The sequence below is a fragment of the Corynebacterium sp. KPL1986 genome, from assembly GCF_000477975.1.
GTDB lineage: Bacteria > Actinomycetota > Actinomycetes > Mycobacteriales > Mycobacteriaceae > Corynebacterium > Corynebacterium accolens.
Window position 1 is genome coordinate 2,426,591 of sequence record NZ_KI515719.1, and the last position, 15,421, is coordinate 2,442,011.

Sequence of the window (15,421 nt, forward strand, 5' to 3'; positions counted from 1 at the left end):
CTAGCGGTTCGCTATGTATTTCTCGGTTTTCAGCAGGCTCCCTGCTCGTGGGATACGAGGGGCAGGGAGCGTATCTTTAACCCTGCGAAGCAGAATCGATGGCCGCCTTCATATCGGAGGTGGCATCCTCGACGGACTTGCCATCGGTCAGCGCGGCATAAGCGTTGTCCTGAATGGCCTTAGAGATGGCGGAGTAGAACGGCGATACCGGGCGCGGTGCGGCATTTTCCAGGGATTCCTTCAGCGCTGGCAGGTAGGGGAACTCCTCCTGCAGCTGCGGGTCATCGTAGATGGAGGAAAGAACCGGCGGGAAGGACTGCTCAGCAAAGGACTTCTGGTTTTCCTCATTGATGATGAAGTTCATGAAGTCCAGGGCGGTGCCCTTGTTCTTGGAATTGATATTGATGCCGTTGTTGTAGCCGCCCAAGGTGGACACGCCAACGCCGTCCTTGCCCAGCGGTGCCTGGACCTCAACGTCGATGCCGGCATCTACGGCATTGGTGTACATGTAGGGCCAGTTTACTGCGAAGGCGGTCTTGCCCTCGGTGAAGGCCATGTTGGTCTCTTCCTCGGTGGCGGCGGTGGAGTCCTTGGAGATGATTTCGTCTTCATACGCATCCACCATGGCCTGCAGGCCTTCCTGGGCTTCCTTGGAATCGACGGTGGCATTGCCGTCATCGTCAAGCACCGAGCCGCCCCAGCCCTCCATGAAGCCGGCGGTGTTCAGAGCCAAGCCCTCGTACTGCTTGAGCTGGGTGGTCAGGCACTTCTTGCCATCTTCCAGGGCCTTGCAGGCGGATTCGAGGTCAGCGAATTTCTCCGGGGTAGCGTCCGCGAGCTCAGTATTGCGGAAGAGGAGCTGGCCATTGGTGTTTTGCGGCAGCGCATACAGCACGTCATTGTAGGTTGCCGATTCCACGGTGGCCGGCAAGAGCTCCGAAGTATCGGTCTCGAAGTCACCATTGAGCGGCTGGAGCCACTGGTTGGCGGCGAATTCCGCAGTCCAGACCACATCGAGGGCCATGACATCGTAGTCATCATTGCCAGCCTGGAGGGACTGCACCAGGGTCTCGCGCTGGGCATCGGCCTCGCCCGCGAGCTCCTTGAGCGTGACCTTTTCATCCGGATTTTCTTCATTCCACTTATCGATGATGGGAGTGATCTTATCCGTGTCGTTTTTGCCCATGGCAAAGGTGATGGGGCCGTGGGAGTCAGCGCCGGAACCGGAACCGGATGCGGAGCCATCCGCGTTATCTGCACCATCGTCAGACGTGGAGCAGCCGGCAAGGGCCAGTACCGCCGTGGTGGCGACTGTGGTGCGAATGAAGTACTTCTTCATGGGGGATTCACCTTTCAGAAAGCTTGGGTGTTCCTTAAAAATAATTTACAAACACCGCGCGCTGAATAGATTTTGATTATTCACCTCTATACGGGGGTGCTTTAGGTGGTGATGCGCTGCCCGGTTTCTGGATCGAAGCGGTGTGCGGCGCTTTCATCAAAGGTCAATACAACCTCCTCGCCGCGCTGCGGCGGGGTGCCTTCGCAGCGGGCAACGAACCGCGCACCGTCCACAGTGGCGTAGACAAAAGATTCGGAACCCAATTCTTCAACTAGGTCGACCACGCCGCGGAGGCCCTCCGCCTCCTCATTGAGGTGCATGTTTTCCGGGCGCACGCCCAAACGCTCGCCGTTGTGGTCAAAAATATTCATCGCAGGCGATCCGATAAAGCCAGCCACGAACTCGTTGGCTGGCTCCGCATAAAGCTCGCGCGGCGGGGCAACCTGCTGCAATACGCCATCTTTGAGCACCGCTACCCGATGCCCCAGCGTCATCGCCTCGACCTGGTCATGGGTGACATAGACCGTGGTGGTGCCCAGCCGCTGCTGTAGGCTCGCAAGCTCCGTACGGGTTTGCACGCGCAGTTTCGCATCCAGGTTAGATAGTGGCTCATCCATGAGGAACGCCTTAGGGTTACGCACAATGGCGCGGCCCATGGCTACGCGCTGGCGTTGGCCGCCCGAGAGATCCTTGGGTTTGCGCTTTAAAAATTCGCTTAAACCCAGCATCTCCGCTGCATCCTGGACCTTTTGTTTGATCTCACCTTTGGGGAGCTTGGCCAGTTTGAGCGAAAAGCCCATATTTTCTTCCACCGAGAGGTGCGGGTAAAGCGCATAATTTTGAAAGACCATCGCGATATCGCGATCGCCTGGTTCAAGGCCCGTGACGTCTGCATCATCAATAGAAATCCGGCCACTAGAAATTGGTTCAAGGCCCGCCAGCGCGCGCAGGGTCGTGGACTTGCCGCAGCCAGAGGGGCCTACCAAGACAAGGAATTCGCCGTCCGCGATTTCTAGGTCTAAGTCCTTGACGGTGGGCGCCGCAGCGCCGGGGTAGGTGATATTTACCTTTTCAAAAGTGACCTTTGCCATGCGCAACACACTAGCACCACCGACGGGCGGTATCTTGGAATCTATGACTGCACTTGATAAGCACCGCATCCGCACCGCCCTGGCAGAGGACTTCACCACCATCGATTTTGTGGATCAGACCGGTTCCACCAATACCGATCTGATGCAGGCCACCAACATCGCCGATGGCACCGTGCTGCTTGCCGATGAGCAGCTATCCGGCAAGGGTCGCCTCGGCCGGGCGTGGACGGCGCCGGCCGGATCCCAAGTGATCTTTTCCGTGCTGCTCTTGCCCGATTCCCTCGATTACTTGGGGACGCTTCCGCTGGCTGCCGGCCTGGCCGTGACCGATTCCATCGAGGGTTCTGTGCTCAAGTGGCCGAATGATGTGCATATCGATGGCAATAAACTCTGCGGCATCCTTGCCGAGGCCGGTCCCGTGGGCCAAGCCTTCAAGTCCGCACCGAAGACCGAGATCAATAAGGCAGAACTCAATAAGACTGAGTTGAACAAGGCCGAGATGAATAAAGCTGAAGTCAATAAAGCCGAGGTAAATAAGGCCGTCGGCGGGCAGGCGCCCTCCGCGCGCGTGGTCGTAGGCATGGGCATTAATGTCACGCTCACCCGCGAGGAATTGCCCATTGAAAAGGCGACCTCGCTGGCGCTTGAAGGCCGCGATACCGACCGCACCGAGCTGGCCATTACCGTGCTGAAAAACCTGCGCCGGCGCATTACGCAGTGGGAGAACCAGGATCCGCAGCTGATGCAGGATTACCGCGCGGTGTGCTCATCCATTGACCAAGAGGTGCGGCTGGAGACCCCGACTGGCGATGTCATCGGCCGCGTCGAGGGCATCGGCGATGACGGCCGCATTAACGTCGCGGGCGAGTACTACTCCGCCGGCGACGTGACGCATCTGCGTCCGGCGCGATAAGCGCCGCACGATAGGCATCGCGCGGCAGGCGCTGCGGAATCCGCGCAGTCCGAGAAGCACTGCCTCGCACTGGTACTATCCATGGCTATGGGATTGATGAAGATGGGCCAAGGCGAGGTAAAGCGCGCGGACGTATCCGCGCCGTTTCGCGCGCTCGTTTTCCCATTCTTGGAGCTCATCCTCATCACCGGCGTGCTGTGGATTGCCATCGGCTGGTGCGATGCCGAGGGGGTAGAACCAATACTGCGCAATGGGCTCGTCGTTTTGTGGGCTGGGCTGAGCACGTGGCGCTTCCTTATTCCTTTATATAAGGCCCGCCGCAAGCGGTTCATCGTTACCAATCGCCGCGTCATCGTGCGAGAGGGCCGCCACATCGATTCGATTCCGCTGGAAGATATTCGCGGCGCCCGCAAGCGCCGCGGCGGTATCTCCATTGCGCTCAACGGCTGGGACAGGGCCATGTATTTTCCCACCGTGGCCAAGTCAAAGCAGGTGGCGGAGATTATTAATGATCGCCCCTGGTTTTAACCTCGGTGGAGTGCAATTGCTTATCAAGATCCTCCGGCGCGAGGTTTGCGCGGCCGAATTCTTGGGTCAGCGGCAGGCGCAGTTCTAGATCGGAACCGGGGCAGAGCTCGATTTTCGCCTCATCCACGGTGTAATCCAGCACGTGTCCGCCGGACTTACGCGCGGCGTCGATAAAGTGCACGTGGCAGCCGGGCACCGAAATCCCGCGCTCATATACGGGAGTGCGGAAGCCACCGATGACGCCTTCGACATCGCTAAAGAGCATCTCTTTATCGCCGCCGACCGCCTTGGTCATTGGGGGATAGGGCTTGGTTTGTTTGACCACGGTGCGCGTTGAGACTTCAGAAAACCTGCCCGTGATGCGGACGGCGTACATGTAGTTGGCGGAAGGCTCCACCTCGTCGATGAAGGCGGAAAGCTCGTTGCGGCGCAGGCCCCGTGGGGCATCGACAAGAATGCGAGGCACAAAGTTAGTGGCCACGGCATAAGGAGTCTGCTGGTCCAAGTCCGCTACCCGCGCGGAGCCATCGCCGCGCAGTTGGTAGCAGGTCCCGTCCAGAATGATCATTTCACCATCGAGGCCGTTAAAGGTACCGATGCCAAAATTGCCCTTTCCTAGCAGTTCAGAAATGGTCATCTCGCCGTCATAGATGCCATCAAGGAGGGCGCTCATGAGGGAGTTCTGGAAGATCGAATGACGGGTAAACATGGTATCCAAGCTAATATTGTGTGCGTGAGTGTCTCAAAACCTATTGTAACTGTCTGTGGCGATGGTCAGTTGGCGCGCATGATGCAGCCTGCCGCCGCGGAACTCGATATTCATCTGCGGATTCTTGCTGGTAGCCCGGATTCTTCTACCGCGCAGGTCACCCCGGATATTGTGGTGGGCGATTACCACCACTACGAGGATTTGCTCGCAGCAGCACGCGGCGCGGACGCCATTACCTTCGAGCATGAGCATGTGCCCAATGAGCATTCCGCCGCGCTTATCGATGCCTCCTTTAACGTCCAGCCCCAGCCCAGCGCCCTGCGCTATGCCCAGGACAAGCTGGACATGCGCGAAAAGCTCTCCGCTCTGGGTGCGCCCGTTCCGCGGTTTAGCGCCATCGAATCCGTTGCTGATGCCCGCGCTTTTTTCGATGCCGTAGACGGGCGCGTTTGCCTCAAGGCCCGCCGCGGTGGCTATGACGGCAAGGGCGTGTGGTTCCCTTCGGATGCTGATCTCGATGACCTCGTCGCCGAGCTATTAGATGCCGGCACGCCGCTCATGGCCGAAGAGAAGGTGGATCTGACCCGCGAGCTATCCATCTTGGTAGCGCGCCGCCCATCCGGTGAGGCCAAGGTCTGGCCCATTACCCAGTCCCGCCAGGCCAACGGCATCTGTGCCGAGGCCATCGCGCCCGCGCCCGATCTCTCGCCTAAGCTGGCCGAACGCGCCTCTGCGCTGGGGCTAAGCATTGCCGAATCCCTTGGCGTGACCGGCGTGCTGGCCGTGGAGCTTTTCGCCTTCAACGGTGAAGGTGGCGAAGATATCTCCGTTAATGAATTGGCCATGCGCCCGCACAATACCGGCCACTGGACCCAGGATGGCTGCGTGACCTCGCAGTTCGAACAGCACCTGCGCGCCGTACTCGACCTGCCCTTGGGTGCGGTGGACGCCCTTGCCCCGGTGACCGTTATGGCCAATGTGCTCGGCGCGGATGCAGATCCCAAGATGCCTATGCCGCAGCGTGTTCGCGAGGTCATGGAACGCTACCCACACGCCAAGATTCACCTGTACGGCAAGGACCACCGCGCTGGCCGTAAGATCGGCCACGTCAATGTCGCTGGTACTTCTCTTGAGGAGACCCGCGATGCTGCTGGCCAAGCTGCGCACTTTCTCATGCACGCGACCTGGGCTTAACCAATTCTAGAAAGGACATTATGGAACCGCAGGTAGGAATCATCATGGGCTCGGATTCGGATTGGCCCACCGTCGAACCCGCAGCGGAAGTCCTCGCGGACTTCGGCATCCCCTTTGAGGTTGGCGTGGTCAGCGCCCACCGCACCCCGGAAAAGATGTTGGCCTACGCCAAGGGAGCGCACTCCCGCGGCCTTAAGGTCATCATCGCCTGTGCCGGTGGCGCCGCCCACCTGCCGGGCATGGTTGCTGCGGCCACGCCGTTGCCCGTTATCGGCATCCCGCGCGCACTCAAGGACCTCGATGGCCTAGATTCCCTGCTTTCTATCGTGCAGATGCCTAGCGGCGTTCCCGTGGCCACCGTCTCCATCGGCGGCGCAAAGAATGCCGGCCTGCTGGCCGCCCGCATCCTGGGCGCCGGAGACTCCGCCCTGCAAGACAAGATGGTCGCCTACCAAGAAAAGATGGCAGAAGAAGTTGAGCAGAAGGATAAGAACCTGCGCTCGAAGCTGCTAGGGGAGTAGGGAGGAGCTCCCCTTTCTTTTTCGGCTGAAAGAGAGGGGACTCCAGTCAGCTACCGTTTAGAATTCTTGGAGTCGTCGTGGAACCACTCTTTGATCTGCATCCAGAGCAATCCACCAATAAAAACGACGAAACCTAGTATATAAGAAACCCAGAATTCTTTCGGTACCGATTCTTCGCCATTGAAAAGCCACTCAGTGCCGCCAAGGTAAAGAGCAAAAGGTAAGGGGACAAGCAGAAATATCAATAGCGAGATTAAAAAGGCTTTCCATTTTTTAGGCTCGCTCTTACCGCTTCTCTCATTATTCTTTCCAAGGCTCTTATGCATGATGGCTGATGCGACCTTCCATTGCAGTGACTTTATAGCTGGACGCTTCTATTTCTGCGTGACCTCTGGCAACCTCGAAGAGGTCGTGGGATAGGACGGCTGGGCGCCGGCGCTGGTGGCGGCGAAGGCACCGACGCGGGCGGCGAAGGTGGCGGCATCGACAAGCGTGGCGCCTTCAAGGAGCTTGGTGCAAAATGCTCCGGCAAAGGCATCGCCGGCGCCGGTGGTATCGACCGCGGCGATCTGTGGGGTGACGATGTCCGTGTTGGATTCGGGCGTTGCCACGTAGGCGCCTTCGGCCCCGAGGGTCAGCACCACCGATTTAAAGCCGGCGGAAACGAGGCGGTGGGCGAGCTCGCGCGGGGTGCCGGTGGAAGAAAGGCCTAATTGTTCGAGGATAAGCCCTGCTTCGTGCTCGTTGGCCATGAGGGGATCTGCGTGGAGGAGGGCATCGCGATCCACCTCGATGACAGGGGCAAGGTTTACCACTACGCGTCCTTGGGCAGCGTCGACTACGGCTTTGAAACCGGAGGCAGGAATCTCGCCTTGGAGTAGAACCACGTCCGCATCAGCGATGGTGGATTGGCGGGCGGTGACGAAGGGGGCATCGACAAGAGCGTTCGCGCCGGGGGAGATGACGATGGTGTTTTCGCCATCGGCGGAGACCGTGATGACCGCCAAACCAGTAGTGGTATCGGACTGTTCCACCGCGCTGAGATCGATGCCCGACCGCCGCATGTAGTGCATGGCGGGCTCGGCATAAGGATCGGAGCCGACAGCACCGACGAAAGCTACGTTGGCGCCCAACTGTGCGGCGGCGACCGCTTGGTTAGCGCCCTTGCCGCCAGCTAGAATCTCACCGCCAGAGCCCAGCAGGGTTTCGCCGGGGTGGGGGTGGCGCTCGGCATGGACGATGAGGTCAGCATTGATGGAGCCGACGACGGTTAGCTTGCTCATTGGAATTCCTCCACGGTGTCTTTGGTGACGGTAATTACCTCTACAGGGACATTCTTTTCTGCGCTTTCGCCATGTAGAAGCGCTGCTGCTTGTTCAATTGCGCGGGCGCCAAGCTCGGCAGGCTGCTGGGCGATTGTGGCTTCCAGCTTGCCATCTTTTACGGCTTTGAGTCCGTCAAAAGTGCCATCGAAGGCAACAATTTTGACTTCCTTGCCGGCTCTGGAGCCGAGGGCTTCAACAGCTCCTAAAGCCATCTCATCGTTTTCTGCAAAAATGGCGCTGATATTCGGGTTCGCCTGCAGCAGATTGGTCGTTACGTTGAGGCCTTCAGTGCGGTCGAAATTCGCGGACTGTTTGCCGGCGATCTTGATGCCGGGGTACTGCGCGATCCTTTCCTCAAACCCCTTGCCTCGTTCGCGCGAGGCAGAGGTACCAGCGGTTCCCTGCAGGATCAGAATTTCGCCTTCTTCTCCGATAGATTCTGCGAGCTTATCCGCCGCTTGGGCACCACCGGCCTCGTTATCAGAAGCCACCATAGAATCTAGTTCCACGCCGTTGACGTCTCGGTCGACTCCGATGACTGGCACACCATCATTTTTGATGCTGCGTACAGCGGGGGCGACGGCATCAGAGTCGGTGGGATTAATGACCACCACTTTTGCGCCCATGGATGTCGCATTTCCCAACTGATTGACCTGTTGAGCCGGGTCATCGGAGGCATCTTGGATATCGAGGGGAACGTCGAGCTCTTTGGCCTTATCCTGCGCGCCGTGGAGTAATTCTACGAAGAATGGATTAGTTTGCGTCGATACGGACAGGGTGATGCGGTTTCGATCCTCCTCGGAGCGGTTGCACGAGGCTAGACCCAACGCTAGTGCTGGGACGATGAGTGAGGCTAAAAGTTTCTTCATGGTCTCCTGCCTAATTCGCGGTCTTATTACGGAATACGTCGAAGCCCACGGCTAGGGCGATGACCAAGCCGATGACAATCTGCTGCCAGAAAGAAGAAACATTGAGCAGATTCAATCCGTTGCGAATCACGGCCAAAAGGATGGCGCCAACGAGTGTGCCCGTGGCTTTGCCTTGTCCGCCGGAAAGGGAGGCACCACCAATGACAACGGCTGCAATAGCATCTAGCTCATAGCCGGTTCCGGCTTGTGGCTGTGCGGATTCAAGGCGGCCCGCCATAACCATTCCTGCCCAGGCGGCGAAAAATCCGGAAAGCGCGAATACTGCGATTTGGATACGCCTTACTGGTAGACCAGACAGGCGCGCGGCTTCAAGGTTTCCGCCAATGGCATACATCGAACGGCCAAGGACGGTGCGCTCTAAGATAAACCAACAAATAACGCCAGCGATGACCATCATGATGATGGGAACAGGGAAGCCGAATACGTCACCGCCGAAAGCGTTAACTGTGGGTGCAGTTTCGATGGGCGAACCCTGTGAAATTACGAGCGTGATGCCGCGGGCGATGGACATCATGGCCAGAGTTGCAATGAAAGAGGGAATTTTTCCCCAAGCAGTGGCCATACCGCAGATAGCACCGGCGAGCGCACCGACGAACAAACCGATAAGCAGAGTAAGCCAGCCGGGAAGCCCAGCGTTGGAGAACATGTAGGCCGAAACCATTGCTCCCAAGGCCGCCACCGAGCCAACAGAAAGGTCAATGCCTGCAGTGACGATGACGAAAGTCATGCCGAAGGCCAAGATGGCCACCGTGGCAGCTTGAATACCTACGTTGAGGAGGTTAGCCACCGTAAGGAAATAGGGAGTGGCGATAAAGAGCGCGATACACAAGGCGATGAGCCCCACGAGCGCGCCATTATTCATGGCCCAGTTGGCAATGCGATTCTTGGTCATGAGTATTCCTTATTTTGTAGAGGCGGAAGGTGGTGTGGCGGATTCGGTGTTGACTGCGGAGACTTCCGTAGCGGCAGCTACGTTGGAAACGGCAAGTGCCATGACCTCGTCTTGAGTGGAATCCTTGGGTAGCTGTCCCACCAGTTGGCCACCGGACATTACGAGGATGCGGTCAGACATACCGAGGATTTCGGGCAGATCAGAGGAAGCCATGAGTACTGCTCCGCCTTCTGCAGTTACTTCGTTGATGATGTTGTAGATTTCTACCTTTGCACCAACATCGACGCCGCGAGTTGGTTCATCAAGCAATAAGACTTTGGAGCCGGCCAGTACCCACCGGCCGAACACAGCCTTCTGCTGGTTACCACCCGAGAGATCACGGATGGGTTGGTCCAGCCCGGCCATACGGATCCGAAGGGTTTCGGCAACCTCACCGGCCCGTTGGTGTTGCCCCTTGCGGTCTGCGAGCCCTGCCTTCGCCGTGGGATACAAGGTGGCAAGGCCAAGGTTGTCGGATACTGAAGCATCGAGAATCAAGGCCTGAGATTTACGGTTTTCCGGAATATGGCCTACCCCTGCAGCGATAGAGGAACTGATATCACCGTTGGGTAAAGCATTTCCTGCGACGTATATGGTGCCCGAATCATACGAATCCGCACCGGCGATAGCGCGGATAATCTCGGTACGGCCCGCTCCCACAAGGCCGGCCAGCCCGACCACTTCGCCGGCGCGCACTTCAAACGAGACATCGTGAAATGCGCCTTCGGAGGACAGGTCTTTAACTTCAAGCAGTGCCTCGCCAGGCTGAGCCGAAGCTTTTCGCGGATACTGATTTTCAATCTCACGGCCAACCATGAGGCGCACCAGCTCGTCCTTTTCGGTATCAGCGGGGACTTCAGCGATGAAGGCGCCGTCTCGCAGCACACTGATGGTTTCTGCGATTCGCGCCAGTTCATCGAGGTGATGGCTGATAAAAACCATCGCGACGCCCTTGGCTTTCAGGTCCTCTAATACCGTGAAAAGGGCATCGACCTCTTTGCCCGTCAATGCCGCGGTTGGCTCATCAAGAATGAGGATGCGCGCATTCATCGATAGGGCTTTGGCTATTTCTACCAATTGCTGCTTGGCGATGCCCAGCTCGCTTACCGGTTGATTTAAATCAACGTCCAAGCCGATGAGGTCTAATGCTGCTTTAGCTTGTGCTTTGAGGTGTTTTCTGTTGACTAGGCCAAACTTATTCGGCGTCCGCCCGAGCATGATGTTTTCTGCCACAGACATCGTGGGAACGAGATTGAGCTCTTGATGGATTGTGGCGATGCCAAGCGCTTCGGAGGCTTTGGTATCGGGGATTTTCACCTCGGATCCATCAATGAGGATTCGTCCTGAATCCGGCTCGTGTACGCCTGCGATCATCTTGATGAGTGTGGATTTCCCGGCACCATTTTCACCGAGGAGGGCTTGAATCTGCCCATAGCGTACGTCTAAATCTACGCCTTTGATGACCTCGACTGGTCCGAAGGACTTAGTAACGTTGTCGAGTTTGAGGACGGTATCGCTCATGTGTTTTCTCCCTGCACCTCGTGGGCTGTGGACATCCGCGGAATATAGCGGGTGGGAAGGACTTTTCCTTGGGGTTGTCGTTTGTCTTCGATGGATGCGATGAGTTCAGCAGCGGCGGCTCGGCCCATGCAGGCGACATCTTGGTCCACCACGGAAATTGGGGCTGCTTGAAACCGCAGATAGATAAAATCATCGAAACCAACGAGCGCTACTTCTTGGCCGATGGATTTACCGGCGTTATGACAGGCCTCTAATGCGCCGGCAGTCATCATGAAATCCCCGGCAACAATTGCGGTGACTTCTGCTTGCAGCAGTTCGATGGCGCCCTTATAGCCTTCCTTGTGCCGAAAGTTGCCTTGGTGGATGTGTATATCCATTCCCTGAGCGGCCTGCTTAAACACTTCGAGGCGCTGGCGACCAGTAGATGTTTCCTGCGGCCCTGAGAGATAACCAATCTTGGTATGGCCCTTGTCCTTGAGTTGGGCCACGGCGTCGTTGATTCCAAGGGAGGGGTCCGAAACCACGGCTGGCAGCGAGTCGAGTTCGCGGTCAATGAGAACGAGGGGGCGTTGTTCCTGCGATTGCGCCAGGGCATCCTTTGCTCCAGCGAGTGGTACGGCGATGATGCCGTCGACTCGTCGTTGTCCCAATGCTTCCAGTGCTGTCACTAGGCGTTCCGGATCTTCCCCGCAACTGGTAATGATGGTGGCGATGCCTTGGGCGTTTGCTTCTTTTTCCACCGCTGCTGCCATGGCGGCGAAGTAGGGGTTATCCAGGTTGGGAATGATGAGCCCGATGGCGTGTGAGCGCGCGCTGCGCAGGGCCCTCGCTTGAGCATTGGGCCTGTAATTAAGCTTATTGGCGATGTCTTGAACCCGAGTCCGCGTGGCTTCTGAGATCGAGGTATTTCCCGCCAAAGAGCGTGAGGCGGTGGAAATGGACACCCCAGCAGCCGCGGCGACGTCTTTCAGCGTGGTTGTAGCCATGCCGAGCTCCTCATAGATGGGAAATTAACGACTAAGTGTGCAATCGTTTGCACGATTATTTTAACTCTACGGTTTGGCTCTTATAGGTGTCAAGGGTTCCCGCCGGTCTAAGCTAATAATCATGGACAATTCCCAGCGCGATCCGCTCCTTGTTTTGGGCTCCCGTGTCACCCACGGTCACCCGGGCGCCATGCTGCGGTCGCGCTTGGATAAGGCGCTCGAACTCTATTCTGGACAGACGGTCATCGTCTCTGGCCGCGGGGAAGCGGGTGCGATGGCTGAGTACTTGATCCAGCGGGGTGTGGATCCTGCGGATGTACTTGTGGAACCGGCCGCTACCAGTACAAATGAGAACCTAGAAAACACGCATAGCCTCGCACCAGATGCTGTGTTGCAGGTGGTTACCAACGATTTCCATGCACTGCGCACCACATTGTGGGCCTGGCATTTGGGCATTGCGATCAACGTTCATCCCGCACGCACGCCGTGGCTCTCGATGCCGAGCAATTACCTGCGCGAGCTTGTGGCGACCCCGCATTCCGCGGCGCGCATCCTGTGGCGGCGACTGTGCAAGTAGTGGGAAGCGATTGTGCAGGGGGTGATCTCGTCTGGCTTGGACTGCTGGGAGGCCAGTATTCCTCGCATTCTGGGGGAGAGGTAAAAATCAATCTCAGGCATGTGGGTACGCAATGGTGTGGGTATGTACACCGCAGTAGCCCTGAAATGGGTCAATCTTGCAGTGGCCGAGCTGGCCAAATGCTCCTTTTAAGGAGATGGTTGTGCAAACGATTGACTTGATTTTGCGCGAGATCTTAAGCTGATTTCAATCACACGTTATAGCCAGAAAGGTCGTTAATATGACCGGTTATACATCGAATGAAGAGCGCGCCGACATTGAGTGCGTCAGCATCTCTCATGGCGATTACTTAGCCGAAATTGCCCTATGGGGCGGCGGCGTGAAGTCCCTGACCTTTCAGGGACGGCCGCTGTTAGAAACCTATAAGGACAAGCCCCCGATGATGGCTGGGGTGGTACTGGCGCCGTGGCCTAACCGCACCGAAGACGGTCAATTCACCTGGCAGGGCGAGCACTACCAGCTGGGCATTACAGAACCAGAGCGCAATAACGCTATTCATGGGCTTGCAGTGGACTGGTGGAAGCTAGTTGAACAGCATAAAGACGAGGTCACGCTAACTTTTAGCATTGGGCCCCACAATGGCTGGCCTTGGACTGTAGAGCTAGTAGCCACCTACGCCGTGGATGACAGCGGCTTGCATTCTCATGTGAAGGCCGTGACCGAGCACGCCGAGGAGATTCCATTTGCTTATGGGCTTCACCTTTACTTGTCTGCGCAGGGTGCGCCCACGCACGAGTGCGTGCTCAACCTGAATGTAGATGAGCACCACCTTCTGGGTGAAAGAAACCTGCCCACCGGTGAGGTGCGCCCGGCGAAGTTGGTGGACACACCGCTGGACCGTGTGAACTGGGATGACTGTTTTCACGGACACGGCCCGCTTGTAGCGGACTATACCGCCGATGGCCGCGGGGTCCGCTTGGCCATGGATAGCGGTGTGGAGTGGGTGCAACTGTATACACCGGAGAATTTTCCCCGCGATGTAGCACCATCGGGCAAGGCCTTGGCAGTTGAACCTATGAGTGCGCCACCTAATGCCTTGCGCAGTGGGATAGATCTTGTGCGACTAAAGCAGGGGAAACCGCAAGTTTTTAACCTACATTTGTCTGCCGTAGAAAAATAAAATCGAGAAAGGTCAGCGATGGAAACAGCTGAATCCGTATTGAGGCTGGATGCCTCATGGGTGGACTACCTGTTGGTAGCCATTTACTTCCTATTCGTTTTGGGCATCGGCTGGGCGGCAAAGGCCCGGGTCTCAAACTCCATTGACTTCTTTCTATCCGGAAGGGGTCTGCCGGCTTGGGTAACCGGGTTGGCCTTCGTTTCCGCCAATCTGGGTGCGGTAGAAATTATTGGTATGTCCGCCAATGGTGTGGAGTATGGCTTCCAGACCATGCACTACTTCTGGATCGGTGCCGTTCCCGCCATGGTATTTCTTGGCATCGTGATGATGCCGTTTTATTATGGCTCCAAGGTGCGTTCGGTCCCAGAGTTCATGCGCAAGCGGTTTGGCAACGCAGCACACTTGGTGAATGCGATTTCCTTTGCCATCGCTCAGCTGCTCATTGCCGGCGTGAACCTCTACCTTCTAGCCACCATCGTAGAAGCCTTGCTGGGATGGCAGATGTGGGTATCTCTGCTGGTAGCCGGGATTATCGTGCTGTCCTACATCACATTGGGTGGCCTTTCCGCAGCCATTTATAACGAGGTATTGCAGTTCTTTGTCATCGTGGCGGCACTCGCACCTTTGACGATTATCGGCCTTAACCGAGTCGGCGGATGGAGCGGCTTGAAAGATGTCGTTGCTGATGAATCGCACTTTCACACGTGGCCGGGCACGGAAATTTCCGGTTTCGAAAACCCCGTGTGGTCGGTCATCGGAATCGTCTTGGGTTTGGGCTTTGTGCTGTCTTTCGGCTACTGGACCACGAACTTCGTCGAGGTGCAGCGAGCAATGGCCTCAGATTCCATTTCCGCTGCTCGCAAGACTCCGATTATCGGTGCCTTCCCAAAGATGTTTATCCCATTCTTGGTGGTAATTCCGGGCATGGTGGCTTCGGTATCGGTTGCGGACCTGATGGAACAACGGGCTGAACCGAATGATGCCATCTTGTTGCTGATGCGTGATTTGCTGCCTAATGGCCTTTTGGGCGTGGCCATTGCGGGCTTGTTGGCATCCTTTATGGCTGGTATGGCCGCCAATATCTCTGCCTTTAACACAGTTATGTCCTATGACATCTGGCAAACGTATGTGGTTAAGGATCGTGAGGACGATTATTACCTCAAGTTCGGGCGATGGGCTACGGTAGCGGCGACGGCGATTGCGATTTTCACCGCGTTGTTGGCGAAAAACTTTGGCAATATCATGGATTATCTGCAAACGCTCTTTGGATTCTTTAATGCGCCGCTCTTCGCCACGTTCATCTTGGGCATGTTCTGGAAGCGGATGACTCCGCACGCCGGTTGGTCGGGCTTGGTTGCCGGTACGGCTTCGGCGATTGCGTTCTGGTACGTAGCTACCTTCACTGACGCCATTAATCTTCCGGGGCAGGGAACTGCGTTCGTTGCTGCTGGTGTCGCCTTCGTTGTGGATATCCTTGTGTCCATCATCGTCAGCATGTGCACCCAGCCCAAACCTGACAGCGAGCTCGTGGGCTTTGTTTCTTCCGTGACGCCTAAGGGCCACTTCGAGGACTACACCGAAAAGTCCCTGCCGTGGTACCAGCAAACTGTCCCATTGGGCATTATTTGCCTCGTTATTGCCGTTGGCCTCAACATCATCTTTGCCTAAGGAGTAGCT

General features: G+C 57.0%; 16 protein-coding genes. 7 read left to right on the forward strand and 9 right to left on the reverse strand.

From position 1 onward, the window contains the following. Positions 1 to 76: 76 nt before the first annotated feature. Entirely contained in the window at positions 77 to 1,339 is a 1,263-nt protein-coding gene (locus HMPREF1287_RS11250; protein ID WP_023016856.1) for an ABC transporter substrate-binding protein, read from the reverse strand. Positions 1,340 to 1,440: 101 nt separating this feature from the next. Then, positions 1,441 to 2,430: an ABC transporter ATP-binding protein gene (locus HMPREF1287_RS11255; protein ID WP_023016857.1), complete on the reverse strand. Its 990-nt coding sequence runs from the start codon at positions 2,428 to 2,430 to the stop codon at positions 1,441 to 1,443. A 43-nt stretch (positions 2,431 to 2,473) separates the two neighbouring features. Here HMPREF1287_RS11255 and HMPREF1287_RS11260 point away from each other — a divergent pair, with 43 nt between their 5' ends. Together HMPREF1287_RS11260 and HMPREF1287_RS11265 are read left to right on the forward strand one after the other, a co-directional pair. Further along, positions 2,474 to 3,343, forward strand: a complete 870-nt coding sequence (locus HMPREF1287_RS11260; protein WP_023016858.1) for a biotin--[acetyl-CoA-carboxylase] ligase — start codon at positions 2,474 to 2,476, stop codon at positions 3,341 to 3,343. Between the two features lie 87 nt (positions 3,344 to 3,430). Beyond that, on the forward strand, positions 3,431 to 3,871 hold the full coding sequence (locus HMPREF1287_RS11265) for a membrane protein (protein WP_034653800.1): 441 nt from the start codon (positions 3,431 to 3,433) through the stop codon (positions 3,869 to 3,871). Here HMPREF1287_RS11265 and budA read toward each other — a convergent pair. Then, positions 3,849 to 4,580, reverse strand: a complete 732-nt coding sequence (gene budA / locus HMPREF1287_RS11270; protein WP_023016860.1) for an acetolactate decarboxylase — start codon at positions 4,578 to 4,580, stop codon at positions 3,849 to 3,851. The two genes, HMPREF1287_RS11265 and budA, sit on opposite strands and share 23 nt — an antisense overlap. Here budA and HMPREF1287_RS11275 point away from each other — a divergent pair. Then, positions 4,566 to 5,774 (forward strand): 5-(carboxyamino)imidazole ribonucleotide synthase, encoded by a 1,209-nt coding sequence (locus HMPREF1287_RS11275; RefSeq protein WP_042404012.1) that lies wholly within the window; start codon positions 4,566 to 4,568, stop codon positions 5,772 to 5,774. The genes budA and HMPREF1287_RS11275 overlap by 15 nt on opposite strands. Positions 5,775 to 5,794: 20 nt before the next feature. Further along, positions 5,795 to 6,295 (forward strand): 5-(carboxyamino)imidazole ribonucleotide mutase, encoded by a 501-nt coding sequence (gene purE, locus HMPREF1287_RS11280; RefSeq protein ID WP_034653477.1) that lies wholly within the window; start codon positions 5,795 to 5,797, stop codon positions 6,293 to 6,295. Between the two features lie 50 nt (positions 6,296 to 6,345). Here purE and HMPREF1287_RS11285 read toward each other — a convergent pair whose 3' ends face one another. Genes HMPREF1287_RS11285 through HMPREF1287_RS11310 form a run of 6 tightly spaced genes read right to left on the reverse strand, consistent with a single transcriptional unit; the run spans position 6,346 to position 11,987 of the window. Next, positions 6,346 to 6,621 (reverse strand): hypothetical protein, encoded by a 276-nt coding sequence (locus HMPREF1287_RS11285; RefSeq protein ID WP_005277417.1) that lies wholly within the window; start codon positions 6,619 to 6,621, stop codon positions 6,346 to 6,348. 48 nt (positions 6,622 to 6,669) lie between these two features. After that, positions 6,670 to 7,578, reverse strand: coding sequence for a ribokinase (locus HMPREF1287_RS11290; protein WP_023016863.1), 909 nt, complete (start codon positions 7,576 to 7,578; stop codon positions 6,670 to 6,672). Beyond that, positions 7,575 to 8,489 (reverse strand): substrate-binding domain-containing protein, encoded by a 915-nt coding sequence (locus HMPREF1287_RS11295; RefSeq protein ID WP_023016864.1) that lies wholly within the window; start codon positions 8,487 to 8,489, stop codon positions 7,575 to 7,577. The genes HMPREF1287_RS11290 and HMPREF1287_RS11295 overlap by 4 nt, the downstream gene beginning before the upstream one ends. Positions 8,490 to 8,499: 10 nt before the next feature. Then, on the reverse strand, positions 8,500 to 9,441 hold the full coding sequence (locus HMPREF1287_RS11300; protein WP_023016865.1) for an ABC transporter permease: 942 nt from the start codon (positions 9,439 to 9,441) through the stop codon (positions 8,500 to 8,502). A gap of 9 nt (positions 9,442 to 9,450) precedes the next feature. Continuing rightward, a complete protein-coding gene (locus HMPREF1287_RS11305) occupies positions 9,451 to 11,001 on the reverse strand; it encodes a sugar ABC transporter ATP-binding protein (protein WP_023016866.1) in 1,551 nt (516 codons plus the stop codon). Beyond that, entirely contained in the window at positions 10,998 to 11,987 is a 990-nt protein-coding gene (locus tag HMPREF1287_RS11310; RefSeq protein WP_023016867.1) for a LacI family DNA-binding transcriptional regulator, read from the reverse strand. The genes HMPREF1287_RS11305 and HMPREF1287_RS11310 overlap by 4 nt, the downstream gene beginning before the upstream one ends. Positions 11,988 to 12,108: 121 nt before the next feature. Between HMPREF1287_RS11310 and HMPREF1287_RS11315 the strand changes: the two genes are divergently transcribed. The 3 genes from HMPREF1287_RS11315 to HMPREF1287_RS11325 all read left to right on the forward strand — a co-directional run bounded on the left by HMPREF1287_RS11315 (position 12,109) and on the right by HMPREF1287_RS11325 (position 15,412). Further along, positions 12,109 to 12,564 (forward strand): YdcF family protein, encoded by a 456-nt coding sequence (locus HMPREF1287_RS11315; RefSeq protein WP_023016868.1) that lies wholly within the window; start codon positions 12,109 to 12,111, stop codon positions 12,562 to 12,564. Positions 12,565 to 12,844: 280 nt separating this feature from the next. Next, the gene (locus HMPREF1287_RS11320) at positions 12,845 to 13,744 is read left to right on the forward strand and encodes an aldose 1-epimerase family protein (protein ID WP_023016869.1); all 900 of its coding nucleotides are present in this window, start codon (positions 12,845 to 12,847) and stop codon (positions 13,742 to 13,744) included. An 18-nt stretch (positions 13,745 to 13,762) separates the two neighbouring features. Then, positions 13,763 to 15,412: a sodium:solute symporter family protein gene (locus HMPREF1287_RS11325; protein ID WP_023016870.1), complete on the forward strand. Its 1,650-nt coding sequence runs from the start codon at positions 13,763 to 13,765 to the stop codon at positions 15,410 to 15,412. Positions 15,413 to 15,421: the final 9 nt, after the last annotated feature.